Origin of the sequence: Aromatoleum anaerobium, assembly GCF_012910705.2 — a bacterium.
Lineage (GTDB): Bacteria > Pseudomonadota > Gammaproteobacteria > Burkholderiales > Rhodocyclaceae > Aromatoleum > Aromatoleum anaerobium.
Window position 1 is genome coordinate 515,973 of record NZ_WTVG02000037.1, and the last position, 19,869, is coordinate 535,841.

The window sequence follows — 19,869 nt, forward strand, 5'->3', positions numbered from 1 at the left end:
GTCGACGAGGGCCGGGCCGCACGGCGTCGTTCGATGCGCTAGCGGATCGAGCGGGTGAACGGGAAGATTTTCGTGAAACCGAGAATGTCGGTGACCAGCAGCACGATGAACACGAACAGCAGCACGCCGAGCACATCGGAGGCGCCGGCCGGGGCGTTTTCGATCTGCTGCGCGAGCCGCGATGCTTCGTCGTCAGTAAGGGCCGCGATGCGCTCCTTGGCGACGTCGGGACTCAGGCCGAAGCGCTCGAGCTGGGCCTGCACATCGGCGCGGGTCATCAGCGCGCCGAGGCGCGCATGCGGCGAATCCTGAGGAGAAGCTGCTGCCATGCCGGCGACCTGTTCGGTCGTCACGAGTGCCGCCTGCGCGGCCTGGATCATTGTCGCATTGGCAAAGCAGATGACCAGCAGCATCGCGAACAGTCGTTGTAGCTGTTTCATGATCCGTCTCCTCTTCTTGTCCCGCCGGGAATCGTCGCGCCGCCACCGTTCGCGCACTGGAACGGTCCGGGCCGTTTCATTGTAGGTGCGGCGGAGGGCGCCCGCGAGGACAAAGGCGTATCGAAAAGTATGTCAATGCGGTCGCACGTCGAGCGCTTCGGCGATCGACGCCGTGGGGCGGCGGATGTGGTAGCCCTGTGCGAGATCGATCGACTGCTCGATGACGCCGGCCAGCACCTCGCCGTCCTCGACGTATTCGGCGACGGTGCGGATGCCCAGTTCGCGGCTCAGCGCGACGATGCTGCGCACCAGCGCACGGTCCTTGTCGTTGTGTCTCATGCCGAGGATGAAGTCGCCCTCGATCTTCAGGAAATCGATCGGGAAGCGTTTGACATAGTGGAACGACGAGAAGCCCGAGCCGAAGTCGTCGATCGCCAGCCGGAAGCCTTCGGCGCGCAGCGTATTGATGAAGCGTTCGAGCAGCACCATGTTCTTGATCGTTTCGCGCTCGGTGATCTCGAACACGATGCGCGACGGCTCGAACCCCGATGCGCGAGCGATACGGCGCGTTTCCTGGACGAAGTCGTTGAGCACCAGCGCGCGCGGCGACATGTTCAGGAACAGCAGGCCTTGGTAGTTCGCGGCGACGGCCGCCTCGAGTGCGCGTTCCATCATGATGTAGTCGAGCTTGTGCATCAGCCCCATTTTTTCCGCGATCCCGACGAAAGCGTCGGCGACGAGCATCGTGCCGTCCTCGAGGCGGATGCGCGCAAGCACTTCGAGCGCCTCGACCTTGCCGGTGCGTGGATCGATGATCGGCTGGTAGTACGGGATCACGCCGCGCGCCTCGACGGCGGCGAGGATCAGGATGCTTTTCTCGGACAGCGAGCGGAACACTTCGACGACGTCGTGCTCGGTCGGGATCGCGACGCGGCCCTTACCTTCGGCCTTCGCGCGGTACATCATGCTGTCGGCGAACAGGAACAGATCCCTGGTCTCGACCGCGTGGTCCGGATACACCGCCATGCCGATCGACAGCGAACTGCCGACGCGGGCACCGTCCGGGGTTTCGATCGACAGGCCGGCGACCGCCTCCATCATCCGTCGCGTGACCTCGATGGTGCCGACGAGCCCGGTTTCGGGCAGGATCGCGACGAACTCGTCGCCGCCGTAACGCGCGAGCAGATCGTCCTCGCGCATCGCCCCGCGAATCGTCGTTGCGACTTCCTGCAGCAGCACGTCGCCGAAGCTGTGCCCGTAGGTGTCGTTGACGGACTTGAAGTTGTCGGCGTCGAGGACAGCGAGGCCGAACTTGTGCCCGTGCCGCCCGGAACGGACCGCCTCGCTGTCGAGCAGCTCCCAGAACACGCGCTGGTTGTAGAGGTTCGTCAGCGGGTCGCGCGTTGCGTAATACTCCAGATCCTTGGTGTATTTGTCGATCGCCTTGACCGAGCCGACGACGTTCAGGAGCGTGGACAGAATGCTCTCGACGACCAGCCAGCGCGTCGCCTCGGGGCTTGCCTGCGCCTGCATGCCGATGCCGACGATGCCGCCGATTTTCGGCGCATCGAGCAGCAGCGATTTCGTTTGCACCTCGAGGTCGCCGTGCACCAGGTCGGGAATCTGGCGCGAGCTGTCGGCGACGTTGTGTTCGATGTTGACCGCATAGCCGCCGGTGAAATACGGATTGCGGCTCAGCGATTCCTTGACCATTTCCTCGAACAGCCGCCTGCTCTCGCTCGACGGCGCGTAGCGCCAGAACACCTCGAGGTCGAAGATGTCGTCGCCGATCTTGAAGATCGAGAACAGCGCGTAGGCCGGCATCACGTCGTCGATGTCGATCAGCAGGCGGTTGACGTATTCGCGCCAGTCCTTGACGACGTCGGAGGTCAGGATGAATTTTTCGAGCAGCCGGATCTCGAATTCGAGCATCTCCTTGTCGACGGCGATCAAGCGCACGCGCTCGGTCAGCTGCCTGACCTCGTCGGCGATCGGGCTGAACTCGGTGAAGCCGAAATCGAGGCTGGTCTGCGCGAGCTGGCGCAGGTCGGAAAGTTTGTTCACCGAGCGGATGTCGTGCGCAAAGCCGCGGATCGCACGCTCGATCCGCCGGCGGATGTACATCACCATCAGCAATGCCGCGATGATCGCGACGGGGACCACCGGCGCGCAGGCAACCATCACTTCGAACATCGACTGGGAAGTCATCTCGGCGAACGTGCTGGCGTCGCGCATCGCCTCTTCGCGCACTGCGCGTTCGACGACGCCGGAAACCGCGTAATGCGTCACTGCGACGAGTGCGGTGGAAAACACTACTGCTGCGATCAGCAGGAGTCCGCGGATGGTCTTGATCGAAATCATCGGAGTAGAGGGCTTGGCACCGGCGGGCGAATGATGAAAACCCGAGCGGTTCGCCCCATTCGACACCGGAGGTGAGTGGTAACAAATGGTAACGGCCGGGCAGCTCGCGGACTATACTCCAGCGGCATGTTCCGGGAAAGGCCGCTGCGGATAACGGGCGATTATTCCCTTGCCCGCCCGTCTCCGTCTCCGTCTCCGTCTCCGTCTCCGTCAGCCCGGCCCACAGGCACATGCCGCAGGTCGTCGGCCACGTCAACGTCATGCATCGCCTTGCCGACGTGCAGCGACCAGCCGATCTCGCGAAGGCGGGCGATCGTCACCGCTGCGACCGTTTCGGTGCTCCACGCGATGTCGCTGAAGAGCCGCGGGTGGAAACGCGTCAGGCCGAGCAGCACGTAGCCGCCGTCGGTGCTCGGGTGGATCACGGCGTCGTGCGTGCGCAGGGCCGCCGCCGCGGCGCGCAGCACTGCGGGGCCGAGGTGGACGCAATCGGTGCCGATCAGCAGCGCCGCTTCGCCCCGTTCGGCGGTACGTCGCATCGCGCGGGCCATGCGCCGGCCGAGGTCTCCCTCGCCCTGGTCGGTGACGGCGATTCCGGCGGGCAACGCGATATCGCTCCAGGCGAGTGTGCCGACGTGCGGGGTCGCAACGAGTTCGACCGGCCCGACCGCGGCGGCGACGGCGGCTGCGAGCGTATCGTCCAGCATGCGGTGCGCAAGCGCCGCGGCACCGACGGCGCCGAGCGCGGGGATCAGCCGCGTCTTGGCGAAGCCGGGCCGGGGCGCTTTGGCGAAGACGAGGATGCGCACGGGCTTCGCCGCGACGTCGACAGTCATCCTAGCGGTACCGCTCGGCGAGCCGCTCGGCCGGCACCCCGCGCCACCACGCCCAGCGCAGCCGCCACATCAGCAGGATCGTCCGCCACACGCCGCGCGTCTCCCAGCGCCGTCCGGAGGTGCGCACGCGCTGCCGCACGCATGCCGGCGGGGAGATCGCCTTCAGGCGTCGGGAGAGTTCGATGTCTTCCATCAGCGGCAACGGCGCAAAGCGGCCGACGGCGTCGAAAGCCTGGCGCGTGACGAAGATCGCCTGGTCGCCGGTGGCGATGCCGGTGAGCCGCGAACGCAGGTTCATCATCGCCGCGACAACGCGCAGCATCGGGCTGCGGCCGTCGATGCGCACATCGAAACGGCCCCAGGCGTGGCTGCCCTGCAGCGCCGCAGCGACGATGCGGTCGGCGGACGGCGGCAGCGTCGTGTCGGCATGGAGGAACAACAGTGCGTCGCCCGTCGCGCGGTCGGCGCCGGCGTTCATCTGGCACGCCCGGCCGGCGGGGCTGCGGAGGGTGACGACGCCGGCGTGTTCGGCGATCCCGGCCGAGCCGTCGCTGCTGCCGCCGTCGACGACGATGATCTCGGTGCCGCGGGCGCGCAGCGGAGCGAGCCGTGCGAGCAGTCCGGGCAGGTTGCCGGCCTCGTTCAGGACCGGGATGACGACCGACAGCTTCATCGTCTAGCGCAGCCGGGGCAGCGGGGCAGGCATGTGTGTTCTCCGTGGGGCGGGCGCCTGCGCGAGGCGCGTCTGCTTCGAACCTGCCGACGGCATCGGCCCGCAGTCTACACTGGCGACAGTCACGTCGTCGTCGCCGTCCGCCGCAATGGAACGCTCCCCGCGCGAGGCGGCCTGGACAACCTTATCCTGCGGGAGACGCGCATGAAAAGAGTGTTGCGATTTCGCCGCCGCGTCGCGTACCGCGCGGGGATGATCGTCGCAGCGGGTTTGCTGGCGTTTGCCGCGGAAATCTTCCCGTCGCCGATCCTGGCGCAGACGCCGGCGCCGTTCTCGGCGGCCGAACCCGGCACGGCGCCGCCCGCTCCGTGGCGACACCAGCCGCTGCCGCGAGTCGAACGGCAGAACCGTTTCGACCTCGTCGAGGACGACGGCCGGACGGTCTTGCGGGTCCGCTCGGACGCCGCCGCGTCGACGCTTGCCCAGCCGCTCGACGTCGATCCGGCGCAAACGCCGGTGCTGGAATGGCGCTGGAAAGTTTCCCGCCCGGTGGCCGGCTCGGACTTCGGCCACAAAGGCGGCGACGACTACGCCGGCAGGGTGTATGTGCTGTTCGACTATCCGGTCGAACGGCTGTCGCTCGCCGACCGGGCCAGGATCACGCTCGGGCGCGCCCTGTACGGAGCCGACCTGCCCGCGGCCGCGATCGCGTACGTATGGGGCACGGCGCAGCCGCCGGGCGCGATCGGACCGAACCCTTATACCGACCGCGTCAGGATGGTCGTCGTCGCCAGCGGCGCAGCGCACGCCGGGCAGTGGGTAAGCGTGCGTCGCAACGTCGCCGCCGATTTCCGCGCGGCCTTCGGCGAAGCCGCGCCGCGCATCGTCGGCATCGCCGTCAGCGCCGATACCGACAACACCGGCGAGCAGGTGACGACGCTGTTCGGCGACCTGCGCTTCGTCGCCGAGCGATGACGCGATGCGCGCTCAGCGCACGACCTGGGTCAATTCACCGCTCTTGTAACGGGCAGCGATTTTTTCCAGCGGCATCGGCTTGATGCGGCTCGCCTGGCCGGCGCAGCCGAACGCTTCGAAGCGCGCCTTGCACACCAGCTTGGCCGCTTCGCGCGCCGGCTTGAGGAACTCGCGCGGGTCGAACTTCGACGGATTCTCGGCCATGAACTTGCGCACCGCGCCGGTCATCGCGAGGCGGATGTCGGTGTCGATGTTGATCTTGCGCACGCCGAACCCGATCGCCGTCTGGATCTCTTCGACCGGTACGCCGTACGTCTCCTTCATGTCGCCGCCGTACTGCCGGATGATCTCGAGGAGTTCCTGCGGCACGCTCGACGAGCCGTGCATGACGAGGTGGGTGTTCGGGATGCGTGCGTGGATCGCCTTGACGCGTTCGATCGCGAGGATATCGCCGGTCGGCTTGCGGCTGAACTTGTACGCGCCGTGGCTGGTGCCGATCGCGATCGCGAGCGCGTCGCAGTCGGTCTGCCTGACGAAGTCGGCAGCCTGGTCGGGGTCGGTCAGCAGCATCGAATGGTCGAGCGTGCCTTCGGCGCCGAGCCCGTCTTCCTCGCCGGCCTGGCCGGTCTCGAGCGAGCCGAGGCAGCCGAGCTCGGCTTCGACGGTAATGCCGATCGCGTGGGAAAACTTGACCACCTCGCGGCTCACCGCGACGTTGTAGTCATACGACGACGGGGTCTTGCCGTCTTCGAGCAGCGAGCCGTCCATCATCACGCTCGAGAAGCCCGAGCGGATCGCGGCCATGCAGATCGCCGGCGACTGGCCGTGGTCCTGGTGCATGACGACCGGGATCTGCGGGTAGGCTTCGATCGCCGCGTCGATGAGGTGGCGCAGGAACGGCTCGCCGGCGTATTTCCGCGCGCCGGCCGAAGCCTGCATGATGACCGGGCTGTCGGCCTCGGCGGCCGCTTCCATGATCGCCTGGACCTGTTCCAGGTTATTGACGTTGAACGCCGGCAGGCCGTAGCCGTTCTCGGCGGCGTGATCGAGCAGCTGGCGCATGGAAACGAGGGGCATGATACTTCTCCGGAGTTGGGTCGCCGGCTCTGCGGACGTGCGACAGATCAATCGAGGCGCGCATTTTAGCCTGTTCACGGGCGCCGGGTCGGAGAGTCCGCGAGCCGGGTTTTAAAGTGAAGCGGCCCGGACGTACCGGGCCGTGCCGTCGCGCGGAACGCGCGCCTACTTCAGCAGCTCCGCCTGTGTCGCGGGGTCGAGCCGGCCGGTGACCGGGATGTTGCGCTCGACCTGGTATTCGCGCAGCGCACTCTGCGTCTTCCCACCCATCTTCCCGTCCGGCGCGCCGGCGTCGAAGCCGAGCTGGTTGAGCTTCGCCTGGGCCTCGCGCAGGCCCATTTTGCCGCCGGAATAGCCGGCGGGCTGTACAGCGCCGTCGACGCCGAGCCGGCCGCCGGTGCCCAGGTTGCGGTCACCCATCGTCTGGCCCTGGTAGTTGCGCAGCGCGCGCACGAGCTGGTTGTACGAATCCATGAACGCCCCGGCGATGAGCTTGCCCTGCGGCGTGTTGGTGTAGCCGCCAAGGCCGGCGCCCGCACCGCCGCCGCCGATCAGCCCGCCCAGGCCGAAATCGGTGTTCTTCGCGCTGCCTTCGGCGACCCCGACCTGCACGCCGGAACGGTTGTCGACGAGCGTCAGGAGCGTCGCCGCCTCGTTGGTTTTCATGTTGCCCACCACCGCGCCGGCGATGCTGCCGCCGACCGCCCCGGCGATCGCCCCGAGCCCGCCCGTGCCGCGCTCGCTGAACAGCACTTCCGGCGTCATCGAATAATCGGCGCTGACCATCTGGCCCTTGCCGAAGTTGCTGCCGGCGCGCAGTTCGCCGGTCTGTTGCAGCGCGCGTTCCTGCTGCATATTGCCCATCGCGCGGCCGCGATCGACGACGATGAAGCAGTTCGACTGCTGCATCAGCAGCCGCAGCACCGGCACCGTCGAGGTGAGCCGGTACTGGCCGGACAGAATGTGGTACCACGAGGCGTTCTGGTCTTCGACCACCGCGATCGTGCCAAACGGCCGGTCGCAGCGCTCGAGCTGGCCGCTGGCGTTCTCGGCGGTGCCGCCCCCTGCAGCGCCGGTGGCGACGGTTTTCGCGCCACTATCCCCGGATATTACCGGCATCGATCCGAGGCAGCCCGCGAGGGTGACGGTGAGGCTCGCAAGGGCGAGCGTTTGGAGTTGAGCCTTCATGATGCGCAGTCCCCTTGGCGATAGACCTGACTGAAGTTCTTATTGAGCCGCGCATGACATGTGCGCACGGCCAGTGTTCAAGCCATTCGAGTATAGGTCAGCGCCCGGCTGTCCTCAACGCAGCCTCGGCGGCAGATATCCCCCTTCTTTTCCGGCTGGCCGACCGCTGCGCGGGAATTCCCTTGCGTCGTCCTCGTCCCGGCCCGGCGATGCGTCTACTGCTCGGCGACGTGCGGCGGCGGGTGTTCGCCGACGCGCACGATCTTCAGCGTGTTGGTGCCGCCGGACGCCCCGATCGGTTCGCCGATCGTCAGCACGATCAGGTCGCCGCGCTCGACGACGCCCTGGTCGATCAGGATCTGCTCGGCCTCCCACAGCAGCACGTCGCGGTCCTGGTGGGTTTGCGACATCAGCAGCGGGAAGACTTCGCGGTACAGCGTCATCTGGTTGCGCGCGCTCGCTTCGGGCGTCAGCGCGTAGATCGGCACACCGCTGTTGAGGCGGCTCATCCACAGTGCGGTCGAGCCGGTCTGCGTCAGCGACGCGATCGCCTTGACCTTGAGGTGCCACGCCGTCCAGATCGCCGCCATCGCGATCGACTGGTCGATGCGCGTGAAGACGCGGTTCAGGACGTCGCGGTCGAGCGCCACGTCGGAGGACTTCTCGGCTTCGAGGCACACGCGGCTCATCGCCTCGACGACCTCGACGGGAAACCTGCCGGAAGCGGTTTCGGCCGACAGCATCACCGCGTCGGTGCCGTCGAGCACCGCGTTGGCGACGTCGGAGACTTCGGCGCGCGTGGGCACCGGGCTGGTGATCATCGACTCCATCATCTGCGTCGCGGTGATCGTCAGCTTGTTGCGGTCGCGCGCGGCGCGGATCATCTTCTTCTGCAGCGCCGGTACCGCGGCGTCGCCGACCTCGACGGCCAGGTCGCCGCGCGCGACCATGATGCCGTCGGAAGCGTCGAGGATTTCATCGAGGTTCGCGACCGCCTCGGTGCGCTCGATCTTCGCGATCAGCAGCGCATCGACGCCCGAGGCGCGCATCAGCTGGCGCGCCATGTACATGTCGGCCGCGCTCTTCGGGAACGACACCGCGACGAAATCGACGCCGATCTTCGCCGCCGTCTTGATGTCGTCCATGTCCTTCGCGGTCAGCGCCGGCGCAGTCAGGCCGCCGCCCTGGCGGTTGATGCCCTTGTTGTTCGACAGCGTGCCGCCGACCTTGACGACGGTGTGGATCTCGTGGCCGATGACGCGCGCGACCGTCAGCTTCAGCCGCCCGTCGTCGAGCAGCAGCACGTCGCCGGCCTTGACGTCCTTCGGCAGGTCCTTGTAGTCCAGTCCGACCCGCTCCGCGTCGCCCGTCTCGCAGCGCGCATCGAGGATGAATTCGGCATCCCGCCGCAGTTCGACCTGCCCTTCGGCGAACTTGCCGACACGGATCTTGGGTCCCTGCAGATCGGCGAGAATGCCGACCGGCCGGCCCGCCAGCGACGCCGCTTCGCGGATCGCCTCGGCCCGCGCGACGTGATCCTCCGCCTTGCCGTGCGAGAAATTCATCCGCACGACGTCGACGCCGGCGTGAACCATGCGTTCAAGCACTTGGGGGTCGGACGAAGCGGGGCCGAGAGTGGCGACGATCTTGGTGTGGCGTGGCATGGATTGTCCGCTGCGGGTCGGTCGGAGGAGGGGGTCAGTCGGCGAAGCGCGCTTCGAGCGCGGCGATCGCGGGGAGCTTCTTGCCTTCGAGGAACTCGAGGAAGGCACCGCCGCCGGTCGAAATGTAGCCGATGTCCTGCGCGATGTGGAACTTCGCGATCGCCGCCAGCGTGTCGCCGCCGCCGGCGATGCAGAACGCTTCGGAATGCGCGATCGCCGAGGCCATCATCTTCGTGCCGCCGGCGAACTGGTTGTGCTCGAACACGCCGACGGGGCCGTTCCAGACGATCGTGCCGGCGTGCGCGATGATCTCGGCGAGCTTTGCCGAGCTTTTCGGCCCGACGTCGAGGATGCGGTCGTGCGGGCCGACTTCGTCGACGGGAATGCGGTTCGCGCGCGCGAGCGCCGACACTTCGTCGGCGACGACAACGTCGACCGGCAGCGGCACTTCGGCGCCGCGCGCTTTCATCATGTCCATGATCGCCTGCGCTTCCTTGACGAGCTCCGGTTCGGCGAGCGATTCGCCGATGCGCTTGCCCGACGCGAGCAGGAAGGTGTTCGCGATGCCGCCGCCGACGATCAGCTGGTCGACTTTCTGCGCGAGCGTCTTCAGGATCGTCAGCTTTGTCGACACTTTCGCGCCGCCGACGATCGCGACGAGCGGACGGGCCGGATTCTCGGTCGCTTTCGTCAGTGCGTCGATCTCGGCGCCCATCAGCATGCCGGCGCACGCGACCGGCGCGAAGCGCGCGATGCCGTGGGTCGTGGCTTCGGCGCGGTGCGCCGTGCCGAACGCGTCGTTCACGTAGATGTCGCACAGCGCGGCCATCTTCTTCGCGAGTTCCTCGTTGTCCTTCTTCTCGCCCTTGTTGCAGCGGCAGTTCTCGAGCAGCACGATTTCGCCGGCCCGGACTTCGAAGCCGCCTTCGACCCAGTCGCGGATCAGGCGTACCGGCTTGCCGAGGAGCTCGCCGAGGCGCACGGCGATCGGCGCGAGCGTGTCTTCGGCGCGGCATTCGCCTTCGGCCGGCCGGCCGAGGTGCGACGTGACCATGACGGCGGCACCGCGTTCGAGGCAGTAGCGGATCGACGGCAGCGACGCGCGGATGCGGGTGTCCTCGACGATGTTGCCTGCTTCGTCCTGCGGCACGTTGAGGTCGGCACGGATGAAGACGCGCTTGCCGGCGACGTCGAGGTCGGCGAGTTTCTTGACGTTCATGGGGATTTCTTCCGGATGGAAAAACGCCCTGCGAAGAGCAGGGCGTCGGGAGTCGGTGGACGGTTATTTGGCCTGGTGGAAAACGCGGGCGGCGTCGAGCATGCGGCAGGAATAGCCCCACTCGTTGTCGTACCACGCCAGCACCTTGACGAGCGTGCCGTCCATGACGCGCGTCTGGGTCGCATCGAACACCGACGAGTGTGCGTCATGGTTGAAGTCCATCGACACCAGCGGCTCCTCGTTGACCGCCAGCACGCCTTTCATTGCCCCGTTCGCAGCTTCCTTCATCAGCGCGGTGATCTCTTCCTTCGAAGTCGCGCGGCTGGCAGTGAAGGTGAGGTCGACGAGCGACACGTTCATCGTCGGCACACGCAGCGCGAAGCCGTCGAACTTGCCTTTCAGCGCCGGCAGCACGAGGCCGACGGCTTTCGCTGCGCCGGTCTTCGTCGGGATGATGTTGTGCGCGGCAGCGCGCGCGCGGCGCAAATCCTTGTGGCGCACGTCGACCAGCACCTGATCGTTGGTGTACGCGTGGACGGTGGTCATCAGGCCCTGCTCGATGCCGATGTTGTCCTGCAGCACCTTCGCGACCGGCGCGAGGCAGTTGGTCGTGCACGACGCGTTCGACACGACCGTCATGTCGCGGGTCAGCACGTCGTGGTTCACGCCATAGACGATCGTCGCATCGACGTCGTCGCCGCCGGGGGCGGAGATCAGCACCTTCTTCGCGCCCTGCTTCAGGAGCACCTCGGCCTTCGCTTTCGATGTGTAGGCGCCGGTGCATTCAAGCAGCACGTCGACGCCCAGATCGCCCCAGTTGACCGCCAGCGGGTCCTTCGTCGAGAAGAACGGGATGCGGTCGTCGCCGACGATCATGAGGTGGTCGCCCTCGGTCGCGACCGGGGTCGCGAAACGGCCGTGCGTGGTGTCGTAGCGGGTCAGGTGCGCATTGGTGGCGAGATCGCCGGAGGCGTTGATCGCCACGATCTCGAACTGGTCGCGCAGGCCCAGCTCGTACAGCGCGCGCAGCGTGCAGCGGCCGATCCGGCCGTAACCGTTGATGGCGACTTTGATGGTCATCGAAGAATCTCCCTCGAGGAATATAGGAATATGGAACGGGGCGGTTAAAGAAGGACCGAGCGCACGGCGCGCGCGACCGCGTCGGCGGTGATGTCGAAATGTCTGAACAGGTCCCCCGCCGGAGCGGATTCGCCGAAGGTGTCGATGCCGACGACAGCGCCTTCGAGGCCGACGTACTTGTGCCACAGGCCGGTAACGCCGGCTTCGACCGCGACGCGCGGGACGCCGAACGGCAGCACGGACGCCTTGTACGCGGCTTCCTGGCGGTCGAACACGTTGGTCGAGGGCATCGACACGACGCGCACATGGATGTCGTCGCCGGCGAGCGCCTGCTGCGCTGCCATCGCCAGGCCGACTTCCGAACCGGTGGCGATGACGACTGCCTGCGGCTTGCCGTTCGCCGCTTCCGACAGCACGTAGGCGCCCCGGCGAATCGCCGCGACCTGCTCCGGGTTGCGCGCCTGGAACGGCAGGTTCTGGCGCGAGAACAGCAGCGACGACGGGCCGTCGCGGCGTTCAATCGCGTTCGCCCAGGCGACCGCGGTTTCGACGGTGTCGCACGGCCGCCACACGTCCATGTTGGGGATCAGGCGCAGCGTCGCAGTCTGCTCGACCGGCTGGTGCGTCGGGCCGTCCTCGCCGAGGCCGATCGAGTCGTGCGTGAACACGAACACCTGGCGCAGCTTCATCAGCGCCGCCATCCGCAGCGCGTTGCGCGCGTATTCGCTGAACATCAGGAAGGTGGCGGTGTAGGGGATCAGCCCGCCGTGCAGGCCGATGCCGTTGGCGATCGCGGCCATGCCGAACTCGCGCACGCCGTAGTAGATGTAGTTGCCGCCGGAATCCTTCGACACGCCCTTCGAGCCGGACCACAGCGTCAGGTTCGAACTGGCGAGGTCGGCCGAGCCGCCGATCAGCTCGGGCAGCGCAGGCGCGAACGCCTCGATCGAGTTCTGGCTCGCCTTGCGCGTCGCGATCGTCTCGGCCTTCTCGCCGAACTTCGCGAGCACGCTGTCAACATGCTGCGCCCAACTCGCCGGCAGCTCGCCCTTCATGCGGCGTTCGAACTCGGCGGCGGCTTCGGGGAAGGACTCGGCGTACGCGGCGAGCTTCACGTTCCAGTCGGCTTCGCGGGCCATGCCGGCTTCGCGCGCGTCCCACTCGGCGTAGACATCGGCGGGGATTTCAAACGGCGCGTGGGTCCAGCCGATATGCGCGCGCGTGGCCGTGATCTCCGCGGCGCCGAGGGGCGCGCCGTGGCAGTCGTGGCCGCCCTGCTTGGCCGGGGAGCCCGCGCCGATGACCGTCTTACAGCAGATCAGCGTCGGCCGGCCGGTCTCGGCCTTCGCGGCGCGGATCGCGGCGTCGATCTCGGCCGGCACATGGCCCTGCACGTCGCGCACGACGTGCCAGCCGTAGGCTTCGAAGCGCTTCGGCGTGTCGTCGGTGAACCAGCCCGCGACGTCGCCGTCGATCGAAATGCTGTTGTCGTCATAGAAGGCGATCAGCTTGCCGAGGCCGAGCGTGCCGGCGAGCGAGCAGACTTCATGCGAGATGCCTTCCATCAGGCAGCCATCGCCGACAAACACGTAGGTGTGGTGATCGACGATGGCGTGGCCGGGCCGGTTGAATTCAGCGGCGAGCACCTTCTCGGCGATCGCCATGCCGACGGCGTTGCTGAGGCCCTGGCCGAGCGGCCCGGTGGTCGTCTCGACACCCGGCGTGTAGCCATACTCGGGGTGGCCGGGAGTCTTGCTGTGCAACTGGCGGAAGCGCTTGAGTTCTTCGATCGGCAGGTCGTAGCCGGTCAGGTGCAGCAGCGCGTAGATCAGCATCGAGCTGTGGCCGTTCGACAGCACGAAGCGGTCGCGGTCGGCCCATTGCGGGTTCGCCGGGTTGTGGCGCAGGTGACGGCGCCACAGGACTTCGGCGATCTCGGCCATGCCCATCGGGGCGCCCGGGTGGCCCGAGTTGGCTTGCTGGACGGCGTCCATCGCGAGCGCGCGAATCGCGCCGGTGACCGGGTTGAAGACCGGGGGGGTGACGTTGCGCGGGTTCGTGTGTGCGGCTGGCGGCATGGCTTTCTCTGGCCTGTGACGGCTTGAAAAAAGCGGAATTATCGCCGAAAACGGCAGCGATGGGGTAGCGCGTGCTGCGCCGCAAAACGGATAAGTGTCTGGCGCGGCAAAGCTATTGCCGCCGCCCCAAGATATCGGAGCGTGTCTATACCCACTGCCGCCGGCGTTCCATCAGCTTCCAGATCAGCGGCGTCAGGATCAGCTGCATCGCGAGATCGAGTTTGCCGCCGGGAATCACGATCGAATTGGCGCGCGACATCGTCGATTCGTGAATCATACGCAGCAGATAGGGAAAATCGACGCCGCGCGGGTCCTTGAAGCGGATCACGACCATCGATTCGTCGAGCGTGGGCACATCGCGTGCGATGAACGGATTCGAGGTGTCGACGATCGGGATGCGCTGGAAGTTGATGTGCGTGAGCGAGAACTGCGGCACGATGTAATGCACGTAGTCGTGCATGCGGCGCAGGATCGTGTCCTGCACGGCTTCCATCGAGTAGCCGCGAATCCTGGTGTCGCGGTGCAGTTTCTGGATCCATTCGAGATTGATCGCCGGTGCGACGCCGATCAGCAGATCGACGTGCCGCGCAACATCCACCTTGTCGGCGACGACGCCGCCGTGCAGCCCCTCGTAGAACAGGCAGTCGGTGCCGACGGGAAGGTCTTCCCATTCGGTGAAGGTGCCGATCGGCAGCCCGAGGCGCGCCGATTCCTCCTCGTTGTGGATGTACGAGCGGCTGCGGCCGGTCGCCGATTCGCCGTAGGCGCGGAACAGGTTCTCGAGCTCTTCGAAGAGGTTCGCTTCCGGCCCGAAATGGCTGATGCCGCGCTGCCCGACCCGTTCAGCATCCTCGATCAGGCGCTTCATCTCGTTGCGCGTGTAGCGATGGAAACTGTCGCCCTCGACGATCGCGGCGTTGACGCGCTCGCGGTGGAAGATCGCGGCGAACGTATGTTTCACCGTGGTCGTGCCGGCGCCGGAGGAACCGGTCACGGCGATGATCGGATGTTTCATGGACATGGCGAAGTTCCGCGGGCAGGTTCGTGGGAAATGTGATCTTGAAAGCGGTGATCTTGAAAGTGGTGAGGTTCGTGGCGCGGGGCGAAGCTGCCGGCCGGAAGCCGGATCGGGCCGGTCAGGAGTGCGCGGCCACCCAGTTGCGCCACTCGAGGAACAGCGTCGGATTGGCCGCGGCGATGATGCCGCGCTTGATCGCCGGGCCGGCCATCAGCGAGCCGCCATCGAGCGCCGCCGCCTCCCCGCCGGCTTCGGCCAGGATCAGCCGGCCCGCCGCGTAGTCCCACAGCATCTGCCCGCCGTGCAGGTAGACATCGAGCCGGCCGGCGGCGACGAAACACCATTCGAGCGCGCTCGAGCCGAAGTTGCGCTGCGAGAAATAGGGCGGCCGCACCGCGAGTTCGTCGCCGAGGTGATGGCTGATGCGCTTGAAGTCGATGCCGGCGACCGCGTCGTGCAGGCGCGGCGCAGCAGGACGGAGAGGGAGCTCGACACCGTTGAGGAACGCCCCGGCGCCTTTCGCCGCGTAGAACGATTCGTCGGTGACCGGGTTATAGACGACACCGAAGCGGGTTTCCTGTTCGACCAGATACGCGATCGACACGGCGAAGAACGGAATGCCGTTGGCGAAGTTGGTGGTGCCGTCGATCGGATCGATGCACCACATGCCGGACCGCCCGCTGCTCCACAGGTGCGCCTGCTCTTCGCCGCTCATTTCTTCGCCGAGCACGGGGCCGGGCAACAGGCGGGGCAGGGCTTCGATGAAGCGGTCCTGCGATTCGAGATCGGCCTCGGTGAACAGCGACCCGTCCGGCTTGCGATTGCGCGCGGTCTTCAGATAGCGCGGCAGGATCACTTCGCGGGCGATGTCGCGCACGACCGATTCGAGCGCACGGGCACAGGCGAGTCGTTGCCCGACAGTCGGCATGTCACGCATCCCGCCATTTGATCGAGCAGCCGATGCTCGGGGTCTGTTCGCGTGGCCCTTCGCCGGTGCGCGCGACCTGCAGCATCGCGTCGAAGAGCTCGCGGCGCGCCCCGGCAGGGGTCGGGCCGCGCCCCGATGCGTCGAGGCGGCCGCGGTACTGCAGCTCGAGCCGGCTGTTGAAGCCGAAGAAATCCGGCGTGCACACCGCGCCGTACGCTTTCGCGACCACCTGCGTTGCGTCGAGCACGTACGGAAACGGAAAGTCGAGGTCGCGGGCGATGCGCACCATGTTGTCCCACGAGTCTTCGGGATAGTCGGCCGGGTCGTTCGCCATGATCGCGATGCTGCCGATGCCGTGCTCCGCCAGCTCGCGCGTGTCGCGGATGAGCTTGTCGGTGACGGCCTTCACGTACGGGCAATGATTGCAGATGAACATCACCAGCAGGCCGTTGGGCCCGCGTGCCGAGGCAGGCGTATGACGCTTGCCGTCGACGCCCGACAGGTCGAAGTCCGGCGCCGGCCAGCCGAAATTGCACAGCGGAGTTGTCGTGGCGACCATCGAGAAGCTCCGGAAGACAAGGGTTTCCTTATAATAGCATGATGATTTCTCGCTTCTTTTTTCCTTGCCCCTTGCCCGGTTCGGGCGACATCGAACTGCCGGATGCGCTCGCGCACCACGCCTTGCGCGTGTTGCGCCTGCGCGACGGCGACCCGCTGGTGCTGTTCGACGGACGCGGTGGAGAGCTGGCCGCACGGCTGCAAGTGCGCGGCCGGGACGCGTTCGCGGTACGCGGCGAACACCACGCGCTGGAACGCGAGTCGCCGCTGTCCCTGGTGCTGGTGCAGGCGCTCGCGAGCGGCGAGAAGATGGACTGGATCGTGCAGAAGGCCGTCGAGCTCGGCGTGTCGGCGCTCGTCCCGCTGCAGGCCGAGCGTTCCGTGCTGAAGCTGTCGGGCGAGCGTGCGCACAAGCGTGTCGCGCACTGGCGCCAGGTGGCGATCTCCGCGTGCGAACAGAGCGGGCGCAATCGCGTGCCGGAGATCGAGCCGATCAGCGGGCTGCGCGAGTATCTTGCCAGCGCCGCAGCGGCGTCGAGGCTCGTATTGACGCCCGTCGATGGCCGGCGGCTGGCGTCGCTCGCCCGCCCCGATGCCGCGCTGCACCTGCTCGTCGGCCCCGAAGGCGGCTGGTCGGACGAGGAGCTCGCGATGTGCCGGGCCGCGGGGTGTGTTCCCGTCGGGGTCGGGCCACGGGTGCTGCGCACCGAGACCGCCGGGCTCGCTGCGATTGCCGCGCTGCAGGCGCTGTGGGGCGATTTCTGAAGCCGGACGGGAGGCGACGTGTTCGAGTCGGCTGAGCTCGGCCACAAGATCGACAAGGCCGAATACGACGCGGTGGAGCCGCAGTTGCGCGCGCAGCTGCTCGACGCGCAGTTCGACCTGCTCGAGCAGAAGGCTTTCGCCGTCGTCGTGCTGATCAACGGTATCGATGGCGCGGGCAAGGGGGAAACGGTCAACCTGCTCAACGAGTGGATGGACCCGCGCCACATCCAGAGCTGGGCGTTCGATTCGCCGACCACTGACGAAGCGGAACGCCCGTTCATGTGGCGGTTCTGGCGCGCGCTGCCGCCACGCGGCAAGATCGGCGTGCTGTTCGGCAACTGGTACACCGATCCGATCCGGGAACGGGTCGAGCGGCTCAGCAAGAAGCCCGAGCTCGACCAGCATCTCGACGAAATCAAGCGCTTCGAGACGATGCTGGTGCGCGAAGGGGTGCTGCTGGTCAAGCTGTGGTTCCACCTGTCGAAGGACGGGCAGAGGAAGCGGCTGAAGGCGCTGGAAAAGGATCCGCGCACGCGCTGGCGCGTCACCCGGCAGGATTGGAGGTACTACGCGCAATACGCTCGCTACCGCAGGGTCGCCGAGCATGTGCTGCGCCATTCGAGCAGCGGCGAGGCGCCGTGGCTGATCGTCGACGGTTCCGACCCGCGCTTCCGGGCGCTGCTTGTCGGGCGCACCTTGCTCGACGCGATGCGCAAACGCCTCGACGTCGCCGCCAAGGGCTGGACGCCGCGACAGACCCAGGCGCCGCTGCCGCCGGTGCTCGACGAGCGCAACATCCTCAACAGCCTGACTCTCGACCAGCCGCTCGAGCGGGACACCTACGATGAGCTCCTCGAGCGCTACCAGGGCCGGCTCGCGCTGCTCACGCGCCATGCAGCTTTTCGCGAACGGTCACTGGTGCTGGTGTTCGAGGGCGTCGATGCGGCGGGAAAAGGCGGCGCGATCCGTCGTGTGACGGCCGCGCTCGACGCGCGCCTCTATCACGTCATTCCGGTCGCCGCGCCGACTGAAGAAGAGCGCGCGCAGCCTTACCTGTGGCGTTTCTGGCGCCATCTGCCGCGCCAGGGGAAGGTCGCGATCTTCGACCGCTCGTGGTACGGACGTGTGCTCGTCGAGCGGGTCGAAGGCTTGTGTTCCGAGGCGGACTGGATGCGCGCATACTCGGAAATCAACGATTTCGAGGATCAGCTCGCCGCCGCCGGCGGGATCGTCGTCAAGTTCTGGCTGCAAATCGGCAAGGACGAGCAGCTGCTGCGGTTCAGGGCGCGCGAGGCCGAAGCGCACAAGCGCTTCAAGATCACCGACGACGACTGGCGCAACCGCGAGCGCTGGGACGATTACGTCCGGGCGGTGTGCGACATGGTCGACCGAACCAGCACCGAAACGTCGCACTGGACGCTGGTCGAAGCGGAAAACAAGTTGTTTGCACGTATCAAAGTGTTGCAAACCCTCTGCGCACGACTTGAAAACGAGCTGAAAAACGACGTTTCGCGTTCCGGGAGGCGGTAAGCGCATGCGCAGCGCCCCTGTTTCGTTAGAATGGAGACCTTGCGGGCTCCGCGCAGTCGCTTCGACCGCGCGCACAGCTCAAAAACTCCTGACGGTGATCGCTTGAACGGGCAAACCACTCCCTCCCGTGCCGCAACCGAAGTTACTGCGAGCACCGACCAGTTCGTCGCCTGGGTGCGCGGGGCGGCGCCCTACATCCACGCGTTTCGCGGCCGGACGTTCGTGATCGGCTTCGGCGGCGAAGTCGCGGCCGGCGCCCGCGCGCAAAGCCTCGCGTACGACTGCAACCTGCTGGCGGCGCTGGGAATCCGGCTCGTTCTTGTGCATGGCGCGCGTCCCCAGATCGATGCCGAACTGGCAAGGCGCGGTCTCGAGCCGCGCTACCACAACGGCCTGCGCGTGACCGACGCCGACGCGCTCGAATGCGTCAAGGCGGCGATGGCGGTGACGCGCATCGAGGTCGAAGCGCTGCTGTCCCAAGGGCTGCCGAATACGCCGATGGCGGGCAGCTACATGCGGATCACCGGCGGCAACTTCATCACCGCGCGCCCGGTCGGCGTCGTCGAGGGCGTTGACTACCTGTACACGGGAGCGGTGCGCAAGATCATCGCCGAGGAAATCAACGCCGATCTCGATCAGCAGAACGTCGTGCTGATCACTCCGCTGGGGGTGTCGCCGGCCGGAGAGATTTTCAATCTGTCGATGGAAGAGGTCGCGGAAGCGGTCGCGATAGCGGTCCACGCCGAAAAGCTCATCTACCTGTGCGACGCGCCGGGGCTGCTGGATGCCGACCAGCATCTGATCGATTCCGTCACCGCCGACGAGGCCGAGCGCATGTTCAACGCCGGCGAAGGGCTGACCGAGGATCTCGATCTTTACCTGCCCTGTGCGATCCGCGCCGTGCGCCGTGGCGTCGCACGCGTGCATCTGATCGACCACGACAAGGACGGCGGCCTGCTGCTGGAGTTTTTCACGCACGCCGGAGTCGGCACCGTCGTGTCGCGCGATCCGCTATTCGGCTTGCGCGAAGCCACGGTCGAGGACGTCGCCGCGCTGGTCGCGCTGATCTCGCCGATGGAAGCGGACGGCACGCTGGTGCGGCGGGGCCGCGAGCTGCTCGAACAGGAAGTCGACCGCTTCACTGTCGTCGAACACGACGGAGTGCTGGTTGGGTGCGCTGCACTGTACCCGTTCAGCGACGAACGCGCCGCCGAACTCGCCTGCCTTGCAGTGACTCCCGAGTACCGGCGGGCGGGACTGGGCGACCAACTGCTGCGAAGGATCGAACAGCGCGCGCGGGCGCAGCGCCTCGAGCGGCTGTTCGTGCTGACGACGCGCACCGCCCACTGGTTCCGCGAGCGCGGCTTCAGCGAGATCGGGCCGGACGCCCTGCCGCGGCAGAAGCGCGAACTCTACAACTACCAGCGCCGCTCCAAGGTGTTCACGAAGCCGTTATGAGCATTCGCGATGCATTGCCTG

The 19,869-nt window shown here is 66.9% G+C and carries 17 protein-coding genes; 4 read left to right on the forward strand and 13 right to left on the reverse strand.

The window, feature by feature from the left end; all coding sequences use genetic code 11:
* Nucleotides 1–38: 38 nt before the first annotated feature.
* The 4 genes from GO606_RS08485 to GO606_RS08500 all read right to left on the reverse strand — a co-directional run bounded on the left by GO606_RS08485 (nucleotide 39) and on the right by GO606_RS08500 (nucleotide 4,310).
* Nucleotides 39–440 (reverse strand): PA2779 family protein, encoded by a 402-nt coding sequence (locus GO606_RS08485; protein ID WP_169117530.1) that lies wholly within the window; start codon nucleotides 438–440, stop codon nucleotides 39–41.
* Nucleotides 441–572: 132 nt separating this feature from the next.
* Entirely contained in the window at nucleotides 573–2,801 is a 2,229-nt protein-coding gene (locus tag GO606_RS08490) for a putative bifunctional diguanylate cyclase/phosphodiesterase (RefSeq protein ID WP_169117531.1), read from the reverse strand.
* A gap of 161 nt (nucleotides 2,802–2,962) precedes the next feature.
* Complete coding sequence (locus GO606_RS08495) at nucleotides 2,963–3,637, reverse strand: TIGR04282 family arsenosugar biosynthesis glycosyltransferase (protein ID WP_169117532.1); 675 nt, start codon at nucleotides 3,635–3,637, stop codon at nucleotides 2,963–2,965.
* A gap of 1 nt (nucleotide 3,638) precedes the next feature.
* On the reverse strand, nucleotides 3,639–4,310 hold the full coding sequence (locus GO606_RS08500; RefSeq protein WP_169117533.1) for a TIGR04283 family arsenosugar biosynthesis glycosyltransferase: 672 nt from the start codon (nucleotides 4,308–4,310) through the stop codon (nucleotides 3,639–3,641).
* Between the two features lie 204 nt (nucleotides 4,311–4,514).
* Here GO606_RS08500 and GO606_RS08505 point away from each other — a divergent pair, with 204 nt between their 5' ends.
* The gene (locus tag GO606_RS08505) at nucleotides 4,515–5,285 is read left to right on the forward strand and encodes a DUF3047 domain-containing protein (RefSeq protein WP_169117534.1); all 771 of its coding nucleotides are present in this window, start codon (nucleotides 4,515–4,517) and stop codon (nucleotides 5,283–5,285) included.
* Between the two features lie 12 nt (nucleotides 5,286–5,297).
* Here GO606_RS08505 and fba read toward each other — a convergent pair whose 3' ends face one another.
* The 9 genes from fba to GO606_RS08550 form a co-directional block, all read right to left on the reverse strand.
* A complete protein-coding gene (fba, locus tag GO606_RS08510) occupies nucleotides 5,298–6,362 on the reverse strand; it encodes a class II fructose-bisphosphate aldolase (RefSeq protein ID WP_169117535.1) in 1,065 nt (354 codons plus the stop codon).
* Nucleotides 6,363–6,527: 165 nt separating this feature from the next.
* A complete protein-coding gene (locus GO606_RS08515) occupies nucleotides 6,528–7,550 on the reverse strand; it encodes a peptidoglycan-binding protein (RefSeq protein ID WP_169117536.1) in 1,023 nt (340 codons plus the stop codon).
* A 215-nt stretch (nucleotides 7,551–7,765) separates the two neighbouring features.
* Nucleotides 7,766–9,214, reverse strand: coding sequence for a pyruvate kinase (pyk, locus tag GO606_RS08520; RefSeq protein WP_169117537.1), 1,449 nt, complete (start codon nucleotides 9,212–9,214; stop codon nucleotides 7,766–7,768).
* Nucleotides 9,215–9,248: 34 nt separating this feature from the next.
* Nucleotides 9,249–10,433, reverse strand: coding sequence for a phosphoglycerate kinase (locus tag GO606_RS08525; protein ID WP_169117538.1), 1,185 nt, complete (start codon nucleotides 10,431–10,433; stop codon nucleotides 9,249–9,251).
* 63 nt (nucleotides 10,434–10,496) lie between these two features.
* Nucleotides 10,497–11,513 (reverse strand): type I glyceraldehyde-3-phosphate dehydrogenase, encoded by a 1,017-nt coding sequence (gap, locus tag GO606_RS08530; RefSeq protein WP_169117539.1) that lies wholly within the window; start codon nucleotides 11,511–11,513, stop codon nucleotides 10,497–10,499.
* 44 nt (nucleotides 11,514–11,557) lie between these two features.
* Nucleotides 11,558–13,591 (reverse strand): transketolase, encoded by a 2,034-nt coding sequence (tkt, locus tag GO606_RS08535; RefSeq protein ID WP_169117540.1) that lies wholly within the window; start codon nucleotides 13,589–13,591, stop codon nucleotides 11,558–11,560.
* 145 nt (nucleotides 13,592–13,736) lie between these two features.
* Nucleotides 13,737–14,612 carry a phosphoribulokinase gene (locus GO606_RS08540; RefSeq protein ID WP_169117541.1) on the reverse strand — a complete coding sequence of 292 codons (876 nt, stop codon included), beginning with the start codon at nucleotides 14,610–14,612 and terminating at the stop codon, nucleotides 13,737–13,739.
* A gap of 115 nt (nucleotides 14,613–14,727) precedes the next feature.
* Nucleotides 14,728–15,537 (reverse strand): inositol monophosphatase family protein, encoded by an 810-nt coding sequence (locus GO606_RS08545; protein WP_169117542.1) that lies wholly within the window; start codon nucleotides 15,535–15,537, stop codon nucleotides 14,728–14,730.
* A gap of 1 nt (nucleotide 15,538) precedes the next feature.
* Complete coding sequence (locus GO606_RS08550) at nucleotides 15,539–16,096, reverse strand: thioredoxin family protein (protein WP_169117543.1); 558 nt, start codon at nucleotides 16,094–16,096, stop codon at nucleotides 15,539–15,541.
* Nucleotides 16,097–16,137: 41 nt separating this feature from the next.
* On the opposite strand from GO606_RS08550, the gene GO606_RS08555 reads away from it, so the two are divergent.
* From GO606_RS08555 to argA, 3 genes are all read left to right on the forward strand, one after another.
* The gene (locus GO606_RS08555) at nucleotides 16,138–16,860 is read left to right on the forward strand and encodes a 16S rRNA (uracil(1498)-N(3))-methyltransferase (protein WP_169117605.1); all 723 of its coding nucleotides are present in this window, start codon (nucleotides 16,138–16,140) and stop codon (nucleotides 16,858–16,860) included.
* 18 nt (nucleotides 16,861–16,878) lie between these two features.
* On the forward strand, nucleotides 16,879–18,390 hold the full coding sequence (pap, locus tag GO606_RS08560) for a polyphosphate:AMP phosphotransferase (RefSeq protein ID WP_169117544.1): 1,512 nt from the start codon (nucleotides 16,879–16,881) through the stop codon (nucleotides 18,388–18,390).
* 102 nt (nucleotides 18,391–18,492) lie between these two features.
* Nucleotides 18,493–19,848, forward strand: coding sequence for an amino-acid N-acetyltransferase (gene argA / locus GO606_RS08565; RefSeq protein ID WP_169117545.1), 1,356 nt, complete (start codon nucleotides 18,493–18,495; stop codon nucleotides 19,846–19,848).
* The last annotated feature ends 21 nt before the right edge of the window (nucleotides 19,849–19,869 follow it).